This window comes from Streptomyces sp. NPDC032745, from assembly GCF_055579465.1.
The window spans coordinates 210970-232563 of the sequence record NZ_JBVING010000001.1 but is presented as its reverse complement, the minus strand read 5'-3'; the positions used below and the strand labels follow the sequence as shown (position 1 = coordinate 232563).

The 21594-nt window shown below is 69.9% G+C and carries 25 protein-coding genes; 10 read left to right on the top strand and 15 right to left on the bottom strand.

What is annotated here, in order from left to right:
* Positions 1-75 precede the first annotated feature (75 nt).
* The 3 genes from ACZ5WG_RS00990 to ACZ5WG_RS00980 form a co-directional block, all read right to left on the bottom strand.
* Positions 76-774, bottom strand: a complete 699-nt coding sequence (locus ACZ5WG_RS00990; RefSeq protein WP_468719702.1) for an aggregation-promoting factor C-terminal-like domain-containing protein — start codon at positions 772-774, stop codon at positions 76-78.
* A 453-nt stretch (positions 775-1227) separates the two neighbouring features.
* Positions 1228-2544: a PhoH family protein gene (locus ACZ5WG_RS00985; protein WP_266664238.1), complete on the bottom strand. Its 1317-nt coding sequence runs from the start codon at positions 2542-2544 to the stop codon at positions 1228-1230.
* Positions 2545-2928: 384 nt separating this feature from the next.
* A complete protein-coding gene (locus ACZ5WG_RS00980) occupies positions 2929-3690 on the bottom strand; it encodes an isoprenyl transferase (protein WP_266664245.1) in 762 nt (253 codons plus the stop codon).
* 129 nt (positions 3691-3819) lie between these two features.
* Between ACZ5WG_RS00980 and mgrA the strand changes: the two genes are divergently transcribed.
* Positions 3820-4857 carry an L-glyceraldehyde 3-phosphate reductase gene (mgrA, locus tag ACZ5WG_RS00975; protein WP_468719701.1) on the top strand — a complete coding sequence of 346 codons (1038 nt, stop codon included), beginning with the start codon at positions 3820-3822 and terminating at the stop codon, positions 4855-4857.
* A gap of 132 nt (positions 4858-4989) precedes the next feature.
* Here the strand turns inward: mgrA and ACZ5WG_RS00970 are convergent, their stop codons facing one another.
* Positions 4990-5493: a prepilin peptidase gene (locus tag ACZ5WG_RS00970; RefSeq protein WP_468720472.1), complete on the bottom strand. Its 504-nt coding sequence runs from the start codon at positions 5491-5493 to the stop codon at positions 4990-4992.
* A gap of 491 nt (positions 5494-5984) precedes the next feature.
* Between ACZ5WG_RS00970 and ACZ5WG_RS00965 the strand changes: the two genes are divergently transcribed.
* From ACZ5WG_RS00965 to ACZ5WG_RS00955, 3 genes are all read left to right on the top strand, one after another.
* The gene (locus tag ACZ5WG_RS00965; protein ID WP_468719699.1) at positions 5985-6386 is read left to right on the top strand and encodes a DUF192 domain-containing protein; all 402 of its coding nucleotides are present in this window, start codon (positions 5985-5987) and stop codon (positions 6384-6386) included.
* 36 nt (positions 6387-6422) lie between these two features.
* Complete coding sequence (locus ACZ5WG_RS00960; RefSeq protein ID WP_468719697.1) at positions 6423-7040, top strand: SMI1/KNR4 family protein; 618 nt, start codon at positions 6423-6425, stop codon at positions 7038-7040.
* A gap of 296 nt (positions 7041-7336) precedes the next feature.
* Positions 7337-8620, top strand: a complete 1284-nt coding sequence (locus ACZ5WG_RS00955; protein ID WP_468719696.1) for an ABC transporter substrate-binding protein — start codon at positions 7337-7339, stop codon at positions 8618-8620.
* 180 nt (positions 8621-8800) lie between these two features.
* Here the strand turns inward: ACZ5WG_RS00955 and ACZ5WG_RS00950 are convergent, their stop codons facing one another.
* Positions 8801-9421 (bottom strand): hypothetical protein, encoded by a 621-nt coding sequence (locus ACZ5WG_RS00950; RefSeq protein WP_468719694.1) that lies wholly within the window; start codon positions 9419-9421, stop codon positions 8801-8803.
* Positions 9422-9563: 142 nt separating this feature from the next.
* Between ACZ5WG_RS00950 and ACZ5WG_RS00945 the strand changes: the two genes are divergently transcribed.
* A complete protein-coding gene (locus tag ACZ5WG_RS00945) occupies positions 9564-10745 on the top strand; it encodes a serine hydrolase domain-containing protein (RefSeq protein WP_468719693.1) in 1182 nt (393 codons plus the stop codon).
* On the opposite strand, the gene ACZ5WG_RS00940 is transcribed toward ACZ5WG_RS00945, so the two are convergent.
* The 3 genes from ACZ5WG_RS00940 to ACZ5WG_RS00930 all read right to left on the bottom strand — a co-directional run bounded on the left by ACZ5WG_RS00940 (position 10736) and on the right by ACZ5WG_RS00930 (position 13898).
* Positions 10736-11056 (bottom strand): nuclear transport factor 2-like protein, encoded by a 321-nt coding sequence (locus ACZ5WG_RS00940; RefSeq protein ID WP_468719691.1) that lies wholly within the window; start codon positions 11054-11056, stop codon positions 10736-10738. The two genes, ACZ5WG_RS00945 and ACZ5WG_RS00940, sit on opposite strands and share 10 nt — an antisense overlap.
* 101 nt (positions 11057-11157) lie before the next feature.
* Positions 11158-12027 (bottom strand): polysaccharide deacetylase family protein, encoded by an 870-nt coding sequence (locus ACZ5WG_RS00935; protein ID WP_468719690.1) that lies wholly within the window; start codon positions 12025-12027, stop codon positions 11158-11160.
* 287 nt (positions 12028-12314) lie between these two features.
* Entirely contained in the window at positions 12315-13898 is a 1584-nt protein-coding gene (locus tag ACZ5WG_RS00930; RefSeq protein WP_468719688.1) for an MDR family MFS transporter, read from the bottom strand.
* A 119-nt stretch (positions 13899-14017) separates the two neighbouring features.
* Here ACZ5WG_RS00930 and ACZ5WG_RS00925 point away from each other — a divergent pair, with 119 nt between their 5' ends.
* Positions 14018-14596, top strand: coding sequence for a TetR/AcrR family transcriptional regulator (locus ACZ5WG_RS00925; RefSeq protein WP_266664267.1), 579 nt, complete (start codon positions 14018-14020; stop codon positions 14594-14596).
* A 330-nt stretch (positions 14597-14926) separates the two neighbouring features.
* On the opposite strand, the gene ACZ5WG_RS00920 is transcribed toward ACZ5WG_RS00925, so the two are convergent.
* The gene (locus ACZ5WG_RS00920) at positions 14927-15502 is read right to left on the bottom strand and encodes an ATP-binding protein (RefSeq protein WP_468719686.1); all 576 of its coding nucleotides are present in this window, start codon (positions 15500-15502) and stop codon (positions 14927-14929) included.
* A gap of 208 nt (positions 15503-15710) precedes the next feature.
* Here ACZ5WG_RS00920 and ACZ5WG_RS00915 point away from each other — a divergent pair, with 208 nt between their 5' ends.
* Positions 15711-16562, top strand: a complete 852-nt coding sequence (locus tag ACZ5WG_RS00915; RefSeq protein WP_389590047.1) for a DUF5753 domain-containing protein — start codon at positions 15711-15713, stop codon at positions 16560-16562.
* Between the two features lie 9 nt (positions 16563-16571).
* Complete coding sequence (locus ACZ5WG_RS00910; protein ID WP_389590045.1) at positions 16572-16769, top strand: hypothetical protein; 198 nt, start codon at positions 16572-16574, stop codon at positions 16767-16769.
* A gap of 222 nt (positions 16770-16991) precedes the next feature.
* Here the strand turns inward: ACZ5WG_RS00910 and ACZ5WG_RS00905 are convergent, their stop codons facing one another.
* Both ACZ5WG_RS00905 and ACZ5WG_RS00900 read right to left on the bottom strand, forming a co-directional pair.
* Complete coding sequence (locus ACZ5WG_RS00905; protein WP_468719685.1) at positions 16992-17810, bottom strand: alpha/beta fold hydrolase; 819 nt, start codon at positions 17808-17810, stop codon at positions 16992-16994.
* An 89-nt stretch (positions 17811-17899) separates the two neighbouring features.
* Positions 17900-18325 carry a nuclear transport factor 2 family protein gene (locus ACZ5WG_RS00900; protein WP_468719684.1) on the bottom strand — a complete coding sequence of 142 codons (426 nt, stop codon included), beginning with the start codon at positions 18323-18325 and terminating at the stop codon, positions 17900-17902.
* Positions 18326-18432: 107 nt separating this feature from the next.
* Between ACZ5WG_RS00900 and ACZ5WG_RS00895 the strand changes: the two genes are divergently transcribed.
* Together ACZ5WG_RS00895 and ACZ5WG_RS00890 are read left to right on the top strand one after the other, a co-directional pair.
* Complete coding sequence (locus tag ACZ5WG_RS00895; RefSeq protein WP_468719683.1) at positions 18433-18990, top strand: TetR/AcrR family transcriptional regulator; 558 nt, start codon at positions 18433-18435, stop codon at positions 18988-18990.
* A 40-nt stretch (positions 18991-19030) separates the two neighbouring features.
* Positions 19031-19477, top strand: a complete 447-nt coding sequence (locus ACZ5WG_RS00890) for a hypothetical protein (protein WP_468719682.1) — start codon at positions 19031-19033, stop codon at positions 19475-19477.
* Here the strand turns inward: ACZ5WG_RS00890 and ACZ5WG_RS00885 are convergent.
* Genes ACZ5WG_RS00885 through ACZ5WG_RS00870 form a run of 4 tightly spaced genes read right to left on the bottom strand, consistent with a single transcriptional unit; the run spans position 19474 to position 21580 of the window.
* The gene (locus tag ACZ5WG_RS00885) at positions 19474-20121 is read right to left on the bottom strand and encodes an OmpA family protein (protein WP_468720470.1); all 648 of its coding nucleotides are present in this window, start codon (positions 20119-20121) and stop codon (positions 19474-19476) included. The genes ACZ5WG_RS00890 and ACZ5WG_RS00885 overlap by 4 nt on opposite strands.
* 5 nt (positions 20122-20126) lie before the next feature.
* Positions 20127-20711, bottom strand: a complete 585-nt coding sequence (locus tag ACZ5WG_RS00880) for a hypothetical protein (protein ID WP_468719681.1) — start codon at positions 20709-20711, stop codon at positions 20127-20129.
* 30 nt (positions 20712-20741) lie between these two features.
* Entirely contained in the window at positions 20742-21383 is a 642-nt protein-coding gene (locus tag ACZ5WG_RS00875) for a pilus assembly protein TadG-related protein (RefSeq protein WP_468719679.1), read from the bottom strand.
* Positions 21380-21580, bottom strand: a complete 201-nt coding sequence (locus ACZ5WG_RS00870; protein ID WP_468719678.1) for a hypothetical protein — start codon at positions 21578-21580, stop codon at positions 21380-21382. Before ACZ5WG_RS00870 ends, ACZ5WG_RS00875 begins: the two co-directional genes overlap by 4 nt.
* Positions 21581-21594: the final 14 nt, after the last annotated feature.

Genomic DNA, 21594 nt, shown 5'->3' with positions numbered 1-21594 from the left:
GAAAGACCGTACACGCGAGGAGCCCCGCACCGTAGGACGGTGCGGGGCTCCTCGAGGTTGAGCGGGTGGCCGGTACTAGTACCAGCCGTTGGCCTGGTGGAAGCTCCAGGCCGCGCACGGGCTGTGGTAGCGCTCGTTCATGTAGTTCAGGCCCCACTGGATCTGGGTGGCCGGGTTGGTGCGCCAGTCGTCGGCGACCGAGGACATCTTCGAACCCGGGAGTGCCTGGACCAGACCGTACGCGCCCGAGGACGAGTTCACGGCCTTGTAGTTCCAGGTGGACTCCTCGTTGATGATGTTCGAGAAGCACTGGAACTGACCGGCCGGGACGATCTGCCGGGCGATGTCCTTGACCTGGGCGACCGTGTAGGAGCTCTGGACGGCGAAGTCCCCGGCGCTGCGCGCCGCGGAGCGGGAGGCGATCTGCTCCTTCTCCTCGCGGTCCTTCTTCGCCTTCTCGTCGGCAGCCTTCTGCGCCTCGGCCTTCTTGGACTTGGCGTCCTCGGCGGCCTGGATGCGGGCGGCTTCCTCGGCGACGCGCTTGGCGTCGGTGTCGGCGCCCTGGGCGATGGCGTCGGCCTGCTGCGTCAGGGACGCATTCTGGACCTGCGCCTGCTCGCCGACCGGGATGTCGGCGAGGAGAGTCGCCCCGGACGCGGTGGTCTCGAGATCGTTCGAGGCGGGGTCGCCAGCGGCAACGCCCACGACTGCGCCGACGGTGGTGACTGCGGTGGCCGAAGCCACTGCGAATCCCCGGACCGAGATCCGGCTCACACGGTGTCCTTCCAGCAGCGTCCGCAGTGACCGGGCGGGCGCAATAGTGCCCCTCGACACTGGCCTCCGTGGTGCTGCGATCACTGGAGGCGCGGGCCCGTGGGCAACTCCCTTACGGGGGCTGCCGCGTGGTGCTCGGGCGGCATACGGCGAACGACTGTGGAGTTGTGGTGCTGCTTGCACCTCACGTTGGGACAACGGGAGATACAGGGGGTCCCCCCAGACGTAGTCGAGGGGGAGTGTGCCGTATGCGGGGCCTGACGGAAAACAGACTCTGCCGGACCCCGACACCGCAAGGCAATTCTCCATTGCGTGGGAAAGGTCACACCTGGCATGTTGCCGTTGGTTTCGTCAAAGACCTGTGCAGCACGACGCCGCCCAGCTAGGCTCTCGTGCCTTTGCCGGGCGGCGCCAACTCGCTTTCCCACTATGGGGGTTTTACCCCCTTCGCCCCTACAGGGACTCGAGCATCTCGGTGACCAGTGCGGCGATCGGGGAGCGCTCGGAGCGGGTGAGCGTGACGTGGGCGAAGAGCGGATGCCCCTTCAGCTTCTCAACGACCGCCACCACCCCGTCGTACCGGCCGACCCGCAGATTGTCCCGCTGGGCGACGTCATGGGTCAGAACAACCCGCGAATTCGCCCCGATTCGGGACAGAACGGTCAGCAGGACATTCCGCTCCAGTGACTGCGCCTCGTCCACGATCACGAAGGCGTCGTGCAGCGAGCGCCCGCGGATGTGCGTGAGCGGCAGGACCTCCAGCATCCCCCGGTTCAGCACCTCCTCGATGACCTCGCGCCCGGCCACCGCCGAGAGGGTGTCGAAGACCGCCTGCGCCCAGGGGCTCATCTTCTCGGAGGCGTCCCCGGGCAGGTAGCCGAGGTCCTGGCCGCCCACCGCGTACAGCGGCCGGAAGACCATCACCTTCTGGTGCTGCCTCCGCTCCAGCACGGCCTCCAGGCCCGCGCACAGCGCCAGCGCCGACTTTCCGGTGCCGGCCCGGCCGCCCATGGAGATGATCCCGATCTCCGGGTCGAGCAGCAGGTCCAGGGCGATGCGCTGCTCGGCGCTGCGGCCGTGCAGTCCGAAGGCCTCGCGGTCGCCCCGTACGAGCCGTACGTTGCCGTCCGCGGTGACCCGGCCCAGGGCCTTGCCGCGCTCGGACTGGAGGACCAGCCCGGTGTGCACGGGCAGTTCGGCGGCCTCCGGTACGTACAGCCGCTCCTCGGAGTAGAGCAGGTCGACCTGCTCCCCGGACAGCGCGAGCTCACTCATGCCGGTCCAGCCGGCGTCGGTGATCGCGAGCTCCGCCCGGTACTCCTCGGCGAGCAGCCCCACGGAGGAGGCCTTGATGCGCAGCGGGAGATCCTTCGAGACGACCGTGACGTCGTAGCCCTCGGCCTGGAGATTGCGGGCGACCGCGAGGATCCGCGAGTCGTTGTCCCCCAACCGGAAGCCGGCCGGCAGGACACCGGGGTCGGAGTGGTTGAGCTCGACACGCAGGGTGCCGCCCAGATCGCCCAGCGGGATGGGGGCGTCGAGGCGACCGTAGCGAACCCGGAAGTCGTCGAGCAGGCGCAGGGCCTGACGGGCGAAGTAGCCGAGTTCGGGATGGTGCCTCTTTGCCTCCAGCTCGGTGATCACCACGATCGGGAGCACGACCTCGTGCTCGTCGAAGCGGGTGATCGCGTTGGGGTCTGCCAGCAGGACGCTGGTGTCGAGGACGTAGGTCCGCCTGTCGGGCAGGCGGCGCTTTGTGCTGGTCACCACGGAAGGACGTACCCCCTCGGAAGAGGTCGGGCCATGAAGACCGGACCGGTCATCGGCACCCATGCCGGGGCCGATTTCCGGCCCTCCCATTCGTCCGTGCGAACCGCACGTGCGTCCTGGTGCAAAGGGCCTCCCGGGCGGACGACCCCATGCCGTCCGCTGAGACTCGACACCCGTGGATCGGGCATCGACCTGAAAGGGATATTCCCCGATCAGGCCCGGCCATGCCATGGCATATGACGGACGCTCGGTGAATCCCTGGTGAAGGCCTTGCTGGGAGGACGGCCGGGGCCGGGGGGACGTCCGGGAGTACGGCGACGGCGCGCCACCGGAAGTCCGGGGCGCGCCGCGAGAGGTGCCGAAAAGTGCCGTGCCGAGAGGCCGTCAGGAGCCGTAGCGGCGGTGGCGGGCCGCGTAGTCGCGCAGCGCCCGCAGGAAGTCGACCTTGCGGAAGGCCGGCCAGAACACCTCGCAGAAGTAGTACTCGGAGTGCGCGCTCTGCCACAGCATGAATCCGGAGAGCCGCTGTTCGCCGCTGGTGCGGATGACCAGGTCCGGGTCGGGCTGGCCGCGCGTGTAGAGGTGCTCGGCGATGTGGTCGATGTCGAGGATCTCGGCGAGCTCCTCGAAGGAGGTGCCCTTCTCCGCGTGCTCGAGCAGCAGCGAGCGGACCGCGTCGGCGATCTCCTGGCGGCCGCCGTAGCCGACGGCGACGTTGACGAGTATCCCGTCGATGTCGTGGGTGGCCTGCTCGGCCTCCTTCAGCACCGACTGCGTCTGCGCGGGCAGGATGTCGAGGTTGCCGACGTGGTGGACGCGCCAGCGGCCGTCCGCGGCGAGGCCGCGCACGGTGTTCTCGATGATGTTGAGCAGCGGGCGGAGCTCGACCTCCGGCCGGTCCAGGTTGTCCGTGGAAAGCATCCACAGGGTGACGACCTCGACGTCGGTCTCGGTGCACCAGCCCAGCATCTCGGAGATCTTGTCGGCCCCCGCCTGGTGGCCCTGTTCCGTCGTGCCTCCGGACGCCTTCGCCCAGCGCCGGTTCCCGTCCAGGATCACGCCGATGTGCTTGGGCGACGCGTCATGGTCGAGGCGGCCTTCCACCCGGCGTGCGTAGAGCCTGTACACCAGGTCGCGCAGCTTCACGATCTTCCAGCCCCTCCGTGCAATGCCCCCGTGCGAAATGCGGTCCTTCCCCCGAGGCCGCCACATTACTGCGCGGCGGGATCGGGTACCCAACTCGGTCTGTCACAAGTCCGTGATAGGGAGGACATCGTGACTGATAACAATCCCTATCGGGCAGAGCCCTCGCGCTACGACTCCATGCAGTACCGGCGCACCGGCCACAGCGGCCTCAAGCTCCCCGCCATCTCGCTCGGCCTCTGGCACAACTTCGGCGACGACAAGTCCCTCGAGTCCCAGCGGGCGATCCTGCGCCGGGCCTTCGACCTCGGCGTCACCCACTTCGACCTGGCGAACAACTACGGCCCGCCCCCCGGCTCGGCCGAGCTCAACTTCGGCAAGATCTTCGCGCAGGACTTCGCCTCCTACCGCGACCAGCTGATCCTCTCCACCAAGGCCGGCTATTTCATGCACGAAGGCCCCTACGGCGAGTGGGGCAGCCGGAAGTACCTGATGAGCTCGCTCGACGCCTCGCTGAAGCGGATGGGCGTGGACTACGTGGACATCTTCTACTCGCACCGCTTCGACCCGGAGACCCCGCTGGAGGAGACCATGGGCGCGCTCGCGTCCGCGGTCCAGCAGGGCAAGGCGCTGTACGTGGGCGTGTCCTCGTACACGGCCGAGCAGACGGCCGAGGCTGCGCGGATCCTCCGCGAGATGGGCATCCGCCCCCTCATCCACCAGCCCTCGTACTCCATGATCAACCGTTGGACGGAGGACGACGGCCTGCTGGACACCCTGGAGGAGGCCGGCATGGGCTGCATCTCCTTCGCGCCGCTCGCGCAGGGGCTGCTGACCGGCAAGTACCTGAAGGGCATCCCGGAGGACTCGCGTGCCGCCGCGGGCAAGTCCCTGAGCCCGGACCTGCTGTCTCAGGACGTGGTGCGCCGGCTGGCGGGCCTGAACGAGATCGCGGCGCGGCGCGGGCAGTCGCTGGCGCAGCTGGCGCTGAGCTGGGTGCTCCGGGACGAGCGGATGACCTCGGCGCTGATCGGCGCTTCGAGCGTGTCGCAGCTGGAGGAGAACCTGGCGGCTCTGGGCGGTGCGCCGCTCTCGGATCAGGAGCTGAAGGAGATCGATTCCTTCGCCGTGTCCACCCCCGGCACCAACATCTGGGCCCAGCGCAGCTGACCTGCGGTTTTCCCCGGGCGGTGGTGGAAACAAAAAACGGGCCGGTCCGTGGGGGGGATACGGACCGGCCCGAGGGGGGGGGTTCCACCATAACCCTTCGTAAAGCCTGATGCGTGCATCGGCGCAAGATGATTACGCTCCGAAACCGCCCAGCAGCACTCCGGTGAGGGCTCCGGCCGCCATGAAGGGGCCGAACGGGAACGCCGTCCGGCGGCCTCCGGGGCCCCACAGCACAAGGGCCAGCCCGTACAGGGCGCCGTAGAGGAACCCGAGGAAGGCTCCGGCGGCCCATACCCCCCAGCCGTACCACCCAAGGATGACCCCGAGCGCGAGCGCCAGCTTGACGTCCCCGAAGCCCATGCCGGCGGGGTTGATCAGGAACAGCAGGAGGTACGCCCCTGCGAGCGCGCCCCCACCGAGCAGCGCGCCGTACCAGTCCCCGCCGGCGCCGGGCACGAGGGCGGCCCCACCCAGCCCGGCGGCGACCGCTCCCGCGAGGGGCAGGGTGAGCACGTCGGGCAGCCGCTGCACGGCCAGATCCACCTGGGCCAGCAGGAGCAGCAGGGGCACCACCCCGACGAACAGCACCCCCTCGGGCCGCCCCCCGACCGCTCCGCCCACCACCCCGCACACCATCCCGGCCACGCCGCAGCTCCACGCGACGGAAACCCCGTACCGATGCGACGGCCCTGCCGGCTGCGACTCCCGCTGCGCGGTGCCGTCTCCCCGCCCCGCCCTTCTCCCGGTCACCGGGCTCTGCCCGGACCCGCGCCTCAAACGCCGGCGGGGCTGTATTCCAGCCCCGCCGGCACCATCCGGCCCCGCCGGCGATCGAGGCGCTGGGGGCACCCCCAGCGGTAGCCGGGGGAGGGCCCGGGGGCGGCGCCCCCGGCAGTAGGGCAGGCCCAGCCAGCCCCGGATGGGGTGACCCTCCGGGCAGCGGTCGCGCCACCCGGCATCCGGCTCAACCGCCAGGCGGTACGCGGCCCGCGGCAGCAGCAGCCCGGCAGCCACCCCGTACACGACCGCGGCGACGGTGATCACTGACAGGCCCATCCGCCGAAGGTAGGCGCGGACAGCCGCACGTGCATGGGCCCGGGGGCCCAACCGCCCCTACCCTGGCCGCCATGACCACCAGCAACGGCCTGCTCCGCCTCGGGCCGGACCGGGAACCGGTGCCCCTGGAGATCGCGGCCTCCTACCGGGCCCGCACCCGCGGCCTCCTCGGCCGCGACGGCATCCCCGGCGCCGCCCTGCTCCTCACCCCGGCCGGGAGCGTGCACACGTTCCGGATGCGGTTCGCGATCGACGTGGCGTACCTCGACCGCCGTCTGCGCGTCATCGCCCTCACCACCATGCCCCCCGGCCGGCTCGGGCTCCCCCGGCTCCGCTCCCGGCACGTACTTGAGGCCGAGGCCGGCGCCATGGCCGGCTGGGGCCTGCGGGTCGGCTCGCAGCTGTACGTCGACGGACCGGACGGACCGGGCCCGTCTCAACTGCCGCTAGGCCCCGCGCGGCCCCGGCGGTAGGTTGGGGCGGTTGAGCTGGGGTCTCAGGGGAGCGGCATGACGGAGAACGCGCGAATCAAGGCGCTGGAGCAGATCATGCCGGCGACGCACGGCGCCGACGAGGACATCGACTGGCCGGCCGCGGAGGCCACCTGGCGCACCCGGTTCCCGGCCGATTTCATCGCCTTCATGGGCCGCTTCGGCGCCGGCTCCATCAACGGCGAGGCCAGCATCCTGCTGCCCCTCCCCAAGCCCGGTCTGCAGTGGGATCCGGCGGAGATGGCCGAGGAGACCGACAACGCCCGCCAGCTGTGGGAGGCGGGGGGCGGTCGGGCCGCCTTCGGCGTGGACCCCGAGTCGGTCATCGCGTGGGGGGTCACCGGCGGCTCCGACATCCTCTGCTGGCTCACCACGGACCCCGATCCGGACCGTTGGCCCGTCCTGGTGGTCGGCCGGCACACCGCGGACGCGTTCGCGGTCTATCCGTACGGCATGGCCGAGTTCCTGTACCGGCTCTGCTCGGACGAGTTCGACGTGAGCCCGGTGAGCATCACCTTCTGGGACGGCGGGCACCTCAGCTTCGTGCACTGGCGCAAGGCCCAGCGCCGCTGGCAGGAGGGCCGCAACCCGGAGACGGGCGAGCCCGACCCGTACGCGGGCGAGTTCGCCGACTGAGCCCCGGGCGCACCCGCCCACTGACCTGATCCGGACCCCCGACCCGTTTCGCAGCCCCAATGGGCCGGAATCGGGCCTTTCGGCATGTCTACGCGCGTCCGATTTGTTGATCACATATCGGAAAACACCAGCCCGAAAAGCCGTACTTGGAGCATTGACCACAAGTTCCGACCCAATGGAATCAACCGCCCTTCCGCAGGAGAGAATTCCGGCCAACGGGCCAAGGACGGACACCCCGGCCCGGAGCAACTCATAAGTAGTAACGGGACTCACAAGAAATTCAGGGGAATACACCCGTGCGACGAAGAATCTTCGGCACGGGCGCGACCGCGGTCGTGCTCGGTCTGCTGATCCCGCTGGCCGGATGCGGCGGTTCAGACAACGGCGCAGGTGACAGTGGCACGCTGCGCCTGGTCGCCGCGGAATACGGCGACAACCAGGCCACGAGTTCCAAGGCCTTCTGGGACAAGGTCACGGCCGATTTCACCAAAGCCAACCCCGGCATCAAGGTCGAGGTCCAGCTCCTGCCATGGGCGGACATCGACCGCGAGGTCACCCGTATGGTCAAGTCCGGCAATGCGCCGGACATGGCCCTCATGGGCTCGTACTCGGACTTCGCGGCGCAGAACAAGCTCTATTCCGCGGACGAACTCCTCTCGGTGACCGCCGAGGCGAACTTCCTGCAGCCGCTCGCCGAGGCCGGCTCGGTCGGCAGCACCCTCTACGGCCTGCCCTGGGTGGCGAGCAGCCGGCTCCTCTTCTACAACCAGGGCCTCTTCAAGCAGGCCGGCGTCAGCGAGCCCAAGAACTGGCCCGACCTGGAGACCGCCGCCAAGGCGCTCAGGAGCAAGGGCGTGAAGTACCCGTACGCGCTGCCCCTGGGCCCGGAGGAGGCGCATGCCGAGGCGATGATCTGGGAGCTGAGCAACGGCGGCGGCTACGCCGACAGCGCCGGCAACTACAACCTGGCCTCCGACCAGAACATCCAGACCTTCCGCTGGCTGAAGGACCACCTGGTCGGCCCCGGCCTGACCGGCCCCGTTCCGCCGTCGCAGCTCAACCGCGCCGACGCCTTCGCCGCCTTCGTGCGCGGCGAGGTCGGCATGCTCAACGGCTACCCGCAGCTCCTCCACGAGGCGCGCGCCAAGGGCATCGACGTCCGCACCGCGACCATGCCGGTCTCGGACACGCTCGGCTCCGGGGAGACCCCGCCGACCGTGGGTGTCGCCGACTGGATGATGGCGTTCAAGCAGAACGGAAAGCGCGCGGAGATCGGCAAGTTCCTGGACTTCATCTACCAGGACAAGAACCTGTCGGACTTCGCGGGCCGCTACCACCTGCTGCCCTCGACCGTCTCGGCCTCCCGCAACCCCTCCGGCGGCGGCCTCGACAGCAACGACCAGTTCTTCCTGACCGCCCTGCGCGGTGCCCAGCTGTACCCGGTGAACGACCCGTCCTGGGTGACGGTCAGCGACACCATCAAGCGCAACATCGGCCGCGCCGTGGAACCGAACGGCGACGCGAAGTCCGTCCTCGAGGACATATCCGCCAAGGCGAACGAGGCCCGGAAGAAGCACTGAAGGCACTGAAGGCACTGAAGTTCCCGCCCGACACGGGACTTTCGCCCCTGCCGCATCACACCCCGTGCGGCAGAATGGCTGCTACGGCTCTTGATCCAAGGCCGCGGACCAGTCGCCCGCCGAGTACCCACAAGGTGCACGGGGCGGCCGGCCCTCTCCCCTCTCTCCCCCGCCTCCGGGTCAGACCCTGCCGTTCTCCGCCGAGAACGCCGTCCGGTGCTGCTCACAGCTGGAGTCCCAGCTCAGCGTCCCCGTGAGCGTCCCGTAGCCCGAGCGCGTGACCGACCACTCCACCGTGTACTCGCCGGTGTCACAGGCGATCCGCTTGCCGCCCGGAACCTTGGCGCGCCCCGTCGCCGGCCGGTCCGCCAGCTCCTGGCGCACCTCGACCGCCTTGGCGTGGTCCGCGGAGCGCAGTACGGCGTGCAGGACGATCGGGTGCCTGCCGTTCTTGGTCGTCACGGCCTTCTTCACCAGCTTCGAGTCCGACACCGCCCAGCCGAAGTCGAACGAGGGCTGCCAGGCCAGGGTCTTGGGGTCGACGACCTGCCGCTCGTAGTCGGGGGCGCCCGAGGGGCCGGGGCGGGTCACCGTCTCGTACCGGATCCCGGGGTAGAAGCGGAGCTGCCCTTCCAGCTTGTGCATCTCGTCCTTGGTCCACTGCGACTTCATCGTCTTCTCGCCGCCGGCCGGGTCCTGCAGGTACGTACCGTCCGCGGCGGTGGCGGGCTGGCCGAGGGCGGGGGCGAGGGCCGCTGCGGCGGTGGCGAGGGCGAGAGCGGCGATGCGGGTGCGCTTCATGCCCGGTCCAACGGGGGCCCAGAGCGGGCTGCAACGAAGCCGCGCGGGCTTTCACCCGTACGGGATCCGCGCACCGGAATATCGCATGATCATCTTCCGTTCTACCGGGCGCAGCGACGACACCGAGCGACAGGGAGTCCCGATGAGCGCGAGTGCGGATGTGGGTACGAACGTGCACGGCACGGTGGCGGCGGGCTGGGAGCCCGTACGGGAGGAGTTCGAGGCCTTCGTCGCGGCCGAGGCGCACTCCCCCGAGGCGCAGCTGGCGGTGTACCGGGACGGTCGCCGCGTGGTCGACCTGTGGGCGGGCGAGGACACCCGCGCCGACACCCTGACCGGGGTCTATTCGATCACCAAGGGCGGCGCGCACCTGGTGGTGGCGCTGCTGGTCCAGGACGGCGTACTGGAGCTGGAGCGCCGTGTCTCGGAGTACTGGCCGGAGTTCACGGGCGGTGGCAAGGAGCGGCTGACGGTGCGGCAGCTGGTCTCGCACCAGGCCGGACTGGTCAACACCGCCGAGGGCTTCGACTACGCGGAGATCGCGGACGACGCGCTGATCGCGGCGCGGCTGGCGGCGCAGGAGCCGTACTGGGAGCCCGGTACGGCGTACGGGTACCACGCCTTCGTGATCGGCGCGCTGGTCGGCGAGGTGGTGCGGCGGGCCACGGGCAGGTCCCTCCAGGAGGTGTTCGAGGAGCGGATCCGCGCACCGTACGGACTGGACCTGTACATGGGCCTGCCGCAGGAGCTGGAGGGCCGCTGGAAGCCGGTCCTGGAGATGCTCCCCACGCCCGGGCAGCTGGCGGCGATGGCCGGGGCGGCGGTGCCGGAGCTGCTGCCGGTCGCCTTCAACGCGCACCGGGAGCCTGCGATGGACCTGCTGGTGTACGGGAACCACCCGAAGGTGAAGGCGCTGGGCCCGGCGTCGGCCGGCGGCATCGGAACGGCGCGCGGCGTCGCGGGGATGTACGCGGCCGCGATCAGCGAGGTGGACGGCCGGCCTCCGCTGCTGAAGCCGGAGACGGCGGCCGAGTTCGCGCGGCCCCACACCCCGGGCAGCGACCGGGTGACCGCCGAGGTGGACCACTTCGGGCTCGGATTCGAGCGGCAGCACGCAGTGGGCCCGCAGGCCTTCGGGCACTGCGGCGCGTCGGGCGGGCTGGGCTGGGCGGACCCGGCGACGGGGCTCGCGTACGGGTACGCGCGCCGCCGGTTCGCCTTCCCGGGCGGGGCCGCGCCGGAGAACGCTCGCCTGACGGCGGCGGTGCTGCGGGCGGCCGCGGAACCGGGGACGACGGCTCAGGGGACGACGGCTCAGGCCTGACCTGTTTCGAAGCGGCTGATGCGGCCGTTGTCGGTGACGAACCGCCAGGCGGTGCGCATCTCGCCCCACGTGTCGTTGCGGTAGTCGACGACGAGGGCGCGGCCGCCGTCGGACTCCTTCTCGACGTCCATGTGCCCGTTGGAGGACCAGATCTCCTTCTCGGCCCACTGGGTGACGTCGCGGTCGGAGCCGTCGTCGGACATGGTCACGTCCTCGGTGAGGACGGCACGGAAGGCGTTCTGGTCGCCCGCGTTCACGGCGGTGACGAAGGCGCGGACGGCGGGGTCGGACAGCTGGCTCGACGGGATCACGGAAGCCTCCTGGGCGGTCGTACGGGCTGTGTGCGCGACCAGGGAACACCGCGGGCGGCGCCGGGGCGGCGACCTTCACCCGTTCGCCGCCGGACGGCGTGTCAGGGGGCGTCGGGGGCCGTGCGTACGGGGAAGCCGGTGGGGCGGCCCTGGTCCTTCAGCCAGGCCAGCACCTGGTCGAGGGCCGCGACGGTCTGTGCTCGGTTGCCGCCGCCGTCGTGGAAGAGGACGGTCGGGCCGTTGCCGATCTCGGTCTTGACCGCGTTGACTATGGCGGCGACGCCGGGCTTCCCGAAGTCCTTGGTGTCGACGTTCCATCCGAGCGGGCGCATGCCGTGCGCGGCGGCGATGCGGCGGCTGTCGGGGGTGAACGCGCCGCCGGGGGCGCGGTAGTACTCCACCTCGGCGCCGCCGCCCGCGGCGTCCTCGATCATCTTCTTCGCGTCCAGGATCTGCTTCTCCTGGTAGCCGACGGGCTTCTTGTCCATGGCCGTGTCGTGGTTCATGGTGTGGTCGCAGAGCCGGTGGCCGCCCGCGACGACCCGCTTGACCAGGTCGGGGTGGGCCTTGGCCTGCGGTCCGATCATGCAGAAGGTCGCCTTCACGTCGTACTTCTTCAGCACCTCGAGGACCTTGGGCGTCCACTGGGGGTCGGGGCCGTCGTCGATGGTGATGTTGACGGCGTTGCCGCCGCTCTCGGAGGCGTGCGCTATGCCGTCGGGTATCTGCGACTGCGGTGCGTCGGCGCCGCCGGCGCCTTGGGCGCCTCCCCCCTTCGCGTCGCCGCCCTTCGGCCCGCCCTGCGAACCGCCGCCCGTGTCACCGGTGTCGGTCTGGCGTGCCGCGTTCTCGTGCCTGCCGGGCCCCGGTTCCACGAGGGCCGTCACCCCCCACACCGTCCCGGCCACCGCGGCGGCCGCGGCCACGACGACTGCCCCGGCCCGGATGCCCTGCCTGTTCGCGCGCGCCATGAAGCCCATGAACCGTCCCCTCCCCGTCCGTTCTCGTGTGCGCTCTGCCCTCCAGGACGACCCTTGAAGCGGAGGGGTTCCCGCCAATTCCCCCGTAAAATCCAGCTAATAGGACCTTGGTACTTGATCGCCCCGATTTGGACCCCATCCGAAACAGGACGGAACCACATCAACCTCCCCCGCATCAGCCGCATTCACCGAACCCATGCGTACCCGGCTTCAGCGCAGGAAAAAGCCCGGCCCCGGCGGGAATCCGCCGGGGCCGGGCTGGGGAACGTATGGCGCGGTCAGTGCGAGAAGGACTCCTGCGGAGCCTGCGCCGCCTTGCCGCCGTCCGCGTCGGCGCCCTGGGCCGGGCCCGCACCCCGGAGCGGGACCTCCTTGACGAACCAGGCGGCCGCGAAGCCCAGTACGGCGATGAGCGCGCCGAGCAGGAACGCGGAGTGCGTACCGGCGGCGACCGCGTGCTGGTAGGCGTCGCGCACTGCTTCCGGCAGCTTCGCCAGGCTGGCCGCGTCGAGCTGGGCGGAGCCGGCGGCCTGGGCGGCCTGCGGGCCGAGGCGCTCGCTCATGGTGTCCGTGACCCGGCTGGTGAACAGCGAGCCCATCAGGGCCACGCCGAACGAGCCGCCGAGCGTACGGAAGAGGGTGGCCGAGGAGGACGCGACGCCCATGTCCTTCATGTCCACGCTGTTCTGCGCGACCAGCATGGTGATCTGCATCAGGAAGCCGAGGCCGGCTCCGAGGATCGCCATGTAGACGCCGGACATCAGGCGGCTGGTCTCGGTGTCCATCTGCGCGAGCAGGAAGAGCCCCACGACCATGAGCGCGCCGCCCACGATCGGGAAGATCTTGTACTTGCCGCTGCTGGTGGTGATCCGGCCCGCGATCAGCGAGACGACCATCATCGAGAGCAGCATCGGGAGGAGCAGCAGGCCGGAGTTGGTGGCGGAGGCGCCCTGGACCGACTGCTGGAAGAGCGGGAGGTAGAGCACACCGCCGAACATCGCGAAGCCGACGAGGAAGCCGATGACCGACATGAGCGTGAAGTTGCGGCTGCGGAAGATGTGCAGCGGCATGACGGGCTCGGCGGCCTTGGTCTCGGCGAAGAGGAAGGCGGCGATCGACACGATGCCGACGATGATCAGGCCGATGATCTCCCCGGAGCCCCAGGCGTACTCGGTGCCGCCCCAGGTCGTGACCAGCACGGTCGAGGTGATGGCGACGGTCAGCAGCGCGGCGCCCAGGTAGTCGATCTTGCCTTGGGCCTTCTTCTTGGGCAGGTGCAGGACAGCGCTGACCATGGCGAGCGCGACGGCGCCGAGCGGCAGGTTGATGTAGAAGGACCAGCGCCAGCCCATGTGGTCGGTGATGGTGCCGCCGACGAGCGGTCCGCCGATCATGGCGAGGGCCATCACGCCGGCCATCATGCCCTGGTACTTGCCGCGCTCACGGGGCGGGATCAGGTCGCCGATGATCGCCATGACGCCGACCATCAGACCGCCGGCGCCGAGGCCCTGGATGGCGCGGAAGCCGATCAGCTGGCCCATGTCCTGGGCCATGCCGCTGAGCGCGGAGCCGATCAGGAAGATGACGATGGAGGTGAGGAAGGAGCCCTTCCGGCCGTACATGTCGCCGAGCTTGCCCCAGATGGGGGTGGAGGCCGCGGTGGCCAGCGTGTACGCGGTGACCACCCAGGAGAGGTGCTCCAGGCCGCCGAGCTCACCGACGATCGTCGGCATCGCGGTACCGATGATCATGTTGTCGAGCATGGCCAGGAGCATTGCGATCATGAGGGCCATGAGGACGACTCGGACGCTGCGCGGCTTCACCTCCTCGGAGATCTCCGCCGCCTTTGTGTTTTGAGTCATGTCCACTCCCCGTTCACCCACACACTCCGGACCCTTACTTGCCGCCCGGCTAGTTGACTACACTGGGGAAGGTAGACCCGCCACTAGCCGGGCGTCAAGTAAGTAGTTTGGGGAGAGCCATGTCCAGCAGCAGTCCGCAGGCGCGCCGTGGCAACACGCGCCAGCGCATCCAGGACGTCGCACTGGAGCTCTTCGCCGAGCAGGGGTACGAGAAGACCTCGCTGCGCGAGATCGCAGAGCGGCTGGAGGTCACGAAGGCGGCGCTTTACTACCACTTCAAGACCAAGGAAGACATCATCATCAGCGTCTTCGAGGACCTGACGAGGCCGATCGACGAGCTGATCGACTGGGCGAAGCAGCAGCCGCCGACGCTGGACATGAAGCGCGAGGTGCTCCGGCGCTACAGCGAGGCGATGGTGGCGGGGGCTCCGCTGTACCGGTTCATGCAGGAGAACCAGGCGACGATGCGGGAGCTGAGCATCGGCGAGACGGTGAAGCGCCGGCTGTTCACGCTGGTCGAGCTGCTCCGCACGGAGGACGGGCCCCTGACGAACCAGGTGCGGTGCGTGAGCGCCCTGTTCACGCTGCACGCGGGGATGATGTTCCTCCAGCACGTGGAGGGCGACCCGGAGGAGACCCGGCTGGCCGCCCTGGAGGTCGCCACGGACCTGATCACCCAGGCCCACGAGGCGACCTGAGCCGGGGGCGGCCGGACTGGGGGCCACCCGCAGATGAGTATCCGCACCCACGTCCGATCGTTCGCGTTCCCATACGGTGGGCGGGTCCGACCGCCACGACAGCGGCGTGCGCGAGGAAGACGGCCGACCTGACCGAGCAGCAGGCCCGGATGCGTGCCGAGGGGATCGTGCAGCAGGCCGTTGCCGGGATGTCCCCGAAGCCGGCACTGCGGCAGCATCACCACTCCAGCAGTGGTGCACAACCGAGTTCGGCACCGCCAAGCCGGACCAGGTCTCCGTCGACTACCGGCTTGGGGGCGTGCCCCCTTCTGCCGCGAGGGATCTCGCCCGTCAGGCCCGGGACGCGTGGGTGGCGCCGGGTTGCGAGTTCCAGAGCAAAGGCAGCCCCTCCCCCTCCCCGTAGCCGAGGGCGCCCGCGCGGGGAAGGGTCGCCCAGGTCCGGGTCCCGCCACCCGGCTCCCGGGACTCCCCGAAACCCCAGGCCCCGCGGCACTCCCGGACCACGACGGCCATGAGCCGCAGCGCGGCCCGCCGCCGGGCCTCACAGTGGGCGGCCAGCCGGGGGTGGGAGTGGGGCGCGTGCCCGTCGTAGACGGTGAGCCGCAGCGCATCGTCCCGATACCGGACGGAGAGGTAGAGACTCCGCCCAGGATCCAAATGCCAGGAGGCGGCGAGCAGTTCGCCGGTCACCTGCTCGGCGGCGACGGCGATCGCATCGAGCCGATGCGCATGCAGGACGGACCGTACGGTCCGACGCGCGATCTGCGCGCTGTACGCCTCGCCGGGCACGGTCAGGCTGCAGGTCAGCGCCTCCGGACAGGGCGGCTCGTCCCCGTCGGGAGCGGGCGGCGCAGCCGGACAGACGGTGAACCGGCCCTGGGCCGACTGCATGAAGGGGTTGAGCATCGCGAACTCCCTGCGGTTGCGAGTGGCTCCGCCGTGGGCGTGGTGGCCTGTCGCTGCGGCATGCGCATGCCGCAGCGATGCACTTCAACTCCCGTTGCGTGAGCGGTGCGTTACCCAATGTAGCGAGGAGAGTGGTCAATTGACCACCTGGTCATGGCGATTAGTCCCCCTCTGGCTGTGAGCGACTGCGGCACGGCAGACTGCTTCCATGCCTGAACGGACGCTGCCGACCGAACGACAGAAGCGACTGGGCTCCGAGCTGCGCAGGTTGAGGCTGGCTGCCGACGTGTCCGCCGCATCCGCAGCAGGACTCCTGGGGATCGACCGCACCAAGATCTCCGCGATCGAGCAGGGCGTCCGCACCATCAGCGAGGAACGGCTCCGAACGCTGGCCTGCCATTGCGACTGCGCGGACGAGCCGTACATCAACGCACTTGTCTCCATGGCCCAACCGCAGAAGCGGGGCTGGTGGGAGCGCTACCGGGGCTCACTGTCGGCCGCGATGCTCGACATCGCCGAGATGGAGGCCCGCGCCACCCGCATGCGGTGCACCCACTCGGTTCACATCCCCGGGCTGCTCCAGACCAGCGATCACGCTCTCGCCCTGTTCCGGTTCGTCGTGCCCACCCTCCCGGATCAGGAGGTCGCGTTGCGCTTGGCCCACCGACTGGAGCGGCAGCAGGTGTTGGAGGGCGAGTCGGCACCCGAGTACGTTGCGTTCGTCCACGAGGCGGCACTGCGCATGCGGTTCGGCGGGCGCAAGGTGGCACGGGCACAGCTGGAGCACCTGCTGCACGCATCCGAACGGGACAACATCGTCCTGCGCGTCCTGACCTTCGAATCCGAAGGATTCCCGGGGGCCGGCCAGACGGTCAACTACCTGGAGGGGCCGGTGCCGCAGCTCGATACGGTGCAGGTCGACAGCACGCACGGCGCCGAATTCCTGCACACCGAGGCACAACTGTCGAAATACCGAGCCCAGTTGGACTGGATGGAGCGGCTCAGCCTGCCGCCCGACCCATCACGGGATTTCATCCACCAACTGGCTCGCGAACTCTGAGGGGACACGATGGCCGACATCATCTGGGAGGACGCCTTCTGCGGCGAAGGCGCGAGCTGCTACCGGATCGGGGTGGACGGGGAGGGCGGGAGCTACATCGCGGTGGCCGGGCAGGAGGCGGTATATGTCAGCGACACGGCGGACGCGCTGCGGCAGCTGATCCGGGACATCAAGGCCGGCAAGGCCGACCACCTGCTGGCGGACTGACCCGCGAGAACGTGCACGGGCCGCGCCCGCACACGTCCCCACGGCACGCCCCAGGGCTGCAAGTCGCCCTCGTGCCGGCCGCTGCCCGCGGCCGGCCGTCCGGGCCGCTGAAACCAGGAGGTGCAGCAGGTTGGAGTCAACGGGTCCGGGACACCAGGGCGGGCAAGGCCGCGACATCGCCACCTACGGGCCCGAGTTCCTCGTGGTCTGACCGGCGGGTGGCTACCCCGAGGAGCGGATGAAGGCGATCAGGCCGTCGGCGTAGCGGTCCGGGTGGGTGAGGTGGGGGACGTGCCCGTCCCCCACCAGCGTCCGCATCTGCGCACGGCCGCCGAGCGCGGTGGCGAGCTTGCCGACGATCACCGGGAACCACGGCGGGCTCTCGCTGCCGAAGGTCAGCATCGCGGGGCCGGTGTAGCCGGAGAGGCGGGCGAGGTCGAGGCTCGCCCAGTCAGGGTCGCCGTGTTCGTCCATGAACGTGGGGGCGTTGGCGGTGAACGTCTCGCGGAACTGCTCCGGCAGTTGCTCCCAGGCGCCCGGCCCCATGGCGACGTCGTCCACGAACCGCTGGGCACCGGCACGGTCCTCGCCGGCGCGCAGGGCCGCGAGGACGCCGTCGAGGGCGGCCTCCATGGCCTGGAGCACCGGACGCAGTTCCCGGTCCCCGTCGCCCACGATGCCCATGAGCGGGGGCTCGTGCGCGGCCAGGCTGCGCAGCAGCTCGGGGCGGCGGCAGGCGAGGCCGAGCGCGGTCGAGGCCCCGAAGGAGTTCCCGGCCACGTGGACCGGGGCGCCGAGGGTCTCGATGAGCTGCGCGAGGTCGTCCTCGTCCTGCCGCCGGCTGCCCTGGCCCGGCGGGCGCTCGCTGCGGCTGTGGCCGCGCCGGTCGTAGACCAGCACGCGGAACGACTGCGCGAGGCGGGGGACGACGAGCTGCCAGTTCTCGTGGTCGACCCACGAGCCGTGGACCAGGACCAGGGGTTCGCCCTCGCCCACCACCTCGTAGTAGAGGTCCACGCCGTTCACACGAGCCCGCGCCATTCCGAGTCTCCTCGCCTGGGATGCCAGGGGGTCCGAGCGCCCGCGCAGAGACATACCGCGGGCCGGCGAACGGCACACCTCCCTGCGGGTCAGGAGGTGAGGCGGCGGTCCTCGGGGGCGATCGGGATGTCGTTGATGCTGGCCTCGCGGCGCCGCATCAGCCCGTTGCCGTCGAACTCCCACTGCTCGTTGCCGTGGCTGCGCCACCACTGGCCGGCGGCGTCGTGCCACTCGTACTCGAAGCGGACGGAGATCCGGTTGCCGGTGTACGCCCACAGCTCCTTGCGGAGCCGGTAGTCGAGCTCGCGCTCCCACTTCTCGGCGAGGAACTCCCGGATCTCGTCGCGGCCGCTGAGGAAGCGGTCGCGGTTGCGCCAGAACGAGTTCTCGGTGTAGGCGAGGGCGACGCGCTCGGGGTCGCGGCTGTTCCAGGCGTCCTCGGCCGCCTGGACCTTGGCCAGGGCGGATTCCTCGGTGAAGGGCGGCACGGGCGGGCGTACGGCGGGTTCGGTCATGGGCGCACCTCTGTCGGACGAAGGGGCGGAGAACGATCGTTCTCGACAGGGAGGACGATAGAGAACGGCCGTTCTCCGCGCAAGCGGTTCTGGGCTACGCTGCCCTCATGGACGACGAAGAGGCCCGCACCCGGCTGCTGGACGCGGCGGAGGCGCTGTTCTATGCCGAGGGCATCCAGGCCGTCGGCGTGGACCGCATCCGCACGGAGTCGGGGGTGCCGCTCAAGCGGCTCTACAAGGTCTTTCCGGCCAAGGAGGCCCTGGTCACGGCCTACCTCGAACGCCGCGACCGCCGCTGGACGGCGAGCCTGCGCGGCGCGGTGGCGGATTCCGCGGATCCGGTCGAGGCCGTCTTCGACTGGCTGGCGCAGTGGTTCTCGGAGCCGGACTTCCGGGGCTGCGCGTTCCTGAACGCGTACGGGGAGCTGGGCACGGGCCCCGCCGGGGTGCTGGACGTCGTACGCCGCCACAAGGCGGAGCTGCGGGAGCTGCTGGCGGAGCTGGCCGGCCCCGGCCGCGAGGAACTCGCGGACCAGCTGCTGATCCTGGTCGAGGGCGCGACGGCGGTGGCGGCCCTGACCCCCGGCCCGGAGCCGGCCCACCGCGCGCGCGAGGCGGCGTCGGCCCTGCTGTTCGCCCGGGAGGGCGGGCATGCGCTAGATTGAACGCGTTCAACTCACTGCGGAGCAGAGCACGGGGGCGGCCATGACGGCGACGGAGCCGGCCGGAAGAGCCGGCGGAGCCCGGAAGCGCCGGGTGCGGCCCGTCCACCCCTGGCAGACCAAGATCGCGCTGGTCGCGCTGGTCCTCCCGGCACCGATCACGCTCACCTTGCTCGGTGCGGGCGCGCCGGCCTTCCGGCTGGTCGTGACCCTCCTGCTGTTCTCGGTGCCGCTGGCCTTCCGGGCGGACCGGGCGCGCTTCATGGCGTCCTGCGTGGCCCTCGGGATCGTGCTGGCAGGGTGGTCGATCCTCGGCGCGTGGGAAGGCACCTTGATCTTCTTCCCTTCGGCGCTGCTCCTGCTGTGCGCGGCGTTCGCGGATCCGCGCGAGCACCAGGTACCGGCCACGGTCGTGACCGCGCTCGCCTGCCTGGTGGCGGTGGTCCCCGGGTTGTTCTTCGCCGGCTGCCTGGCGGGACTCGTCCTCTAGTTGCCGCCGGCGGCGGTGCTGCGGGGGAAGGTGATCTCGACGCGGCGGTTCTTCTTGCGGCCTTCCTCGGTGCCGTTGTCGGCGATCGGGTAGTCCTCGCTGTAGCCCCGGACGTCGTAGATGACGCCGGGGCTGGTGACGGTCTTGGCGAGCTCCGCCTGAACGGCGTCGGCACGCTGCTTGGAGAGCTCCTTGCCGTGCTCGTAGCTGCCCTGGTCGTCGGTGAACCCGAAGACCCGGACGCGGGTCGCCTTCTGCGTGTTGATCTCGTTGGCGATGGCCTGTATCCGGGCGGCGGCCTGGGCGTTGAAGACGGCACTGTTCTCGGGGAAGAGCACCTCGGACTGCAGGGCCATCATGACGGCCTGGTTGGTCTCCTGCCGCCGCTGCTCACCGCCGAGGTCTTCGACGACCTCGGCGATGTCCAGGACCTTGATCGGAGCCAGGGTTCCGCCCTGGGGGATCTTCAGCCCGGGGGAACTCGAGTCGATGGGCACGGGCGCGGAGGCAGATGGCTCGGTACCGGGGGGCACGGACGGCTTGACGTCGTCGGCGTGGGCGCTCGTAGCGCCGATGAAGTGGGCCCCGGCGATGACGAGGCCGACTACGGCTGTGGATGCGGAGACGCGGTGGCGTTTATTCATGGGGGTCACCCGGAGATTTTGATGGTGGCCGTTGCGAAGGTGGGCAGGTTGAATTCAACCTCGGCAGTGTTCGTCGGTGGTGTGGGGAACTGGACGAAGAACGGCAACGACTTGCCGGCTCCGATCGAGTTCACGCCTGTGGTGCACAGGCACCTTCCTTCGGTGTCGCGCAGCACGTAGTAGCGCTTCTTGCCTGCCTTGTCGACCAAGGTGGCCCCCGCAACCGACTCGCCACTGCCTGTGAGTTCGTTGCCGCGCCAAGCCGTGGTGTGGTTGAAGTCCTTGCCGCCGGTGTTCTTGAGTTGGCCGCTCACCGTGAGAAAGCCGCCTGCGTCGCGTTTTGCCTCGTTGACCTCGAGGACAACCCCGTCTTCGCCAGCTGCCGTGGCGATCACCGCAGGTGGAGCGGAGCTCTGCTTCCCCGCGGAGGGTTCCTGCGAGCCACCCCCCGACGGTTTCGGTGCGGAGGAACTCGCGCCTGCGGGCTTGTCGTCATTGCCGCCGCCACATCCGGCCAATGTGAGCGCCAAGGCCGCCGCAACCGCAACGGCCGCTCCCCCGCGGACCTTCACCTTGTGCCGCATGCTCATCTACGCCGTTTCCTTGTCTCTCGTTCGCTGTCAGTCGACCAGTCGTACGCTGAAGAGTGCCCTCGCCAGCTGGGACAGCGGGCCGGGTTTCGCGGGATCCAACGTGAGGGTCTTCCCGCGGCACTCGAAGACGACACTCCCCTCCCCCGGTGAGGGCGAAGGGCTCGGTGTCGATGTGGGTGCCGGTGTGGGTGTCGGGGCGGGGGTCGGAGCCGAACTCAGTGAGCAACGCGGCTCGATCAGGGCCGTGGCTGTGGCCCTCCCCTTTCTGTCGCTGGTCCCAGGTACGACCGTTTTCCCGACAGTGCCGTTGGTCTCGACCCTGACGGTGAACTCGGGGGTGGCCGGTTCGCACACTGCAGTGGCATCGTTCAAGGCAGCGAAGTCGACCGCCTTCTCGCAGGCACCGGTCCCCTTGAGGAGATCGCCGTCGACGATCTTCTCCCAGTCGGCAGGTTTGAGATCCAGCAGGTCGAGGCCCAGGAATACGTTGTCTCTGGCTTCGCGCGCGGCGGCCAGTGCCGCAGCATCCGCAGCCCCCTGGGCATTACTGCGCGTCGCGCCGGCCATCCCGACCGCAACGAACGCCAACGCGGCGAAGAGCAGAGCAGCGATCACCACGATGTAGATGGGGAATGCCTGCCCCCGGTCACCGAGTCGATGCGCGATCACTTGCCCGCAGTGATGGCGGTGATCTGGTCCTTGATCTTGTTGGTGATGCTCTGGCCGATGCCCGTGCCGACGATCGCGCCGATGATCACCACGACCACCAGGATGATGCCCAGGTATTCGAAGGCCGTCTGGCCTCGATCGCTCGCGCCCTTGCCCTCGTACCGGTTCCGCATCCTCGCCAGGGTGTTCTGCAACATGGGGGTTCCCTCCC

Bases quoted from the DNA above. Each gene is read 5' to 3' on its own strand.
- ACZ5WG_RS00935 (WP_468719690.1), bottom strand. From the start codon at position 12,027: ATGGCGCGCGCGAACAGGCAGGGCATCCGGGCCGGGGCAGTCGTCGTG.
- ACZ5WG_RS00900 (WP_468719684.1), bottom strand. From the start codon at position 18,325: ATGACCGAACCCGCCGTACGCCCGCCCGTGCCGCCCTTCACCGAGGAA.
- ACZ5WG_RS00910 (WP_389590045.1), top strand. From the start codon at position 16,572: ATGGCCGACATCATCTGGGAGGACGCCTTCTGCGGCGAAGGCGCGAGC.
- ACZ5WG_RS00870 (WP_468719678.1), bottom strand. From the start codon at position 21,580: ATGTTGCAGAACACCCTGGCGAGGATGCGGAACCGGTACGAGGGCAAG.
- ACZ5WG_RS00915 (WP_389590047.1), top strand. From the start codon at position 15,711: ATGCCTGAACGGACGCTGCCGACCGAACGACAGAAGCGACTGGGCTCC.
- ACZ5WG_RS00960 (WP_468719697.1), top strand. From the start codon at position 6,423: ATGACGGAGAACGCGCGAATCAAGGCGCTGGAGCAGATCATGCCGGCG.
- ACZ5WG_RS00945 (WP_468719693.1), top strand. From the start codon at position 9,564: ATGAGCGCGAGTGCGGATGTGGGTACGAACGTGCACGGCACGGTGGCG.
- ACZ5WG_RS00905 (WP_468719685.1), bottom strand. From the start codon at position 17,810: ATGGCGCGGGCTCGTGTGAACGGCGTGGACCTCTACTACGAGGTGGTG.
- ACZ5WG_RS00925 (WP_266664267.1), top strand. From the start codon at position 14,018: ATGTCCAGCAGCAGTCCGCAGGCGCGCCGTGGCAACACGCGCCAGCGC.
- ACZ5WG_RS00965 (WP_468719699.1), top strand. From the start codon at position 5,985: ATGACCACCAGCAACGGCCTGCTCCGCCTCGGGCCGGACCGGGAACCG.
- ACZ5WG_RS00885 (WP_468720470.1), bottom strand. From the start codon at position 20,121: ATGAATAAACGCCACCGCGTCTCCGCATCCACAGCCGTAGTCGGCCTC.
- ACZ5WG_RS00895 (WP_468719683.1), top strand. From the start codon at position 18,433: ATGGACGACGAAGAGGCCCGCACCCGGCTGCTGGACGCGGCGGAGGCG.
- ACZ5WG_RS00890 (WP_468719682.1), top strand. From the start codon at position 19,031: ATGACGGCGACGGAGCCGGCCGGAAGAGCCGGCGGAGCCCGGAAGCGC.
- ACZ5WG_RS00930 (WP_468719688.1), bottom strand. From the start codon at position 13,898: ATGACTCAAAACACAAAGGCGGCGGAGATCTCCGAGGAGGTGAAGCCG.
- ACZ5WG_RS00880 (WP_468719681.1), bottom strand. From the start codon at position 20,711: ATGAGCATGCGGCACAAGGTGAAGGTCCGCGGGGGAGCGGCCGTTGCG.
- ACZ5WG_RS00970 (WP_468720472.1), bottom strand. From the start codon at position 5,493: ATGGTGTGCGGGGTGGTGGGCGGAGCGGTCGGGGGGCGGCCCGAGGGG.
- ACZ5WG_RS00950 (WP_468719694.1), bottom strand. From the start codon at position 9,421: ATGAAGCGCACCCGCATCGCCGCTCTCGCCCTCGCCACCGCCGCAGCG.
- ACZ5WG_RS00920 (WP_468719686.1), bottom strand. From the start codon at position 15,502: ATGCTCAACCCCTTCATGCAGTCGGCCCAGGGCCGGTTCACCGTCTGT.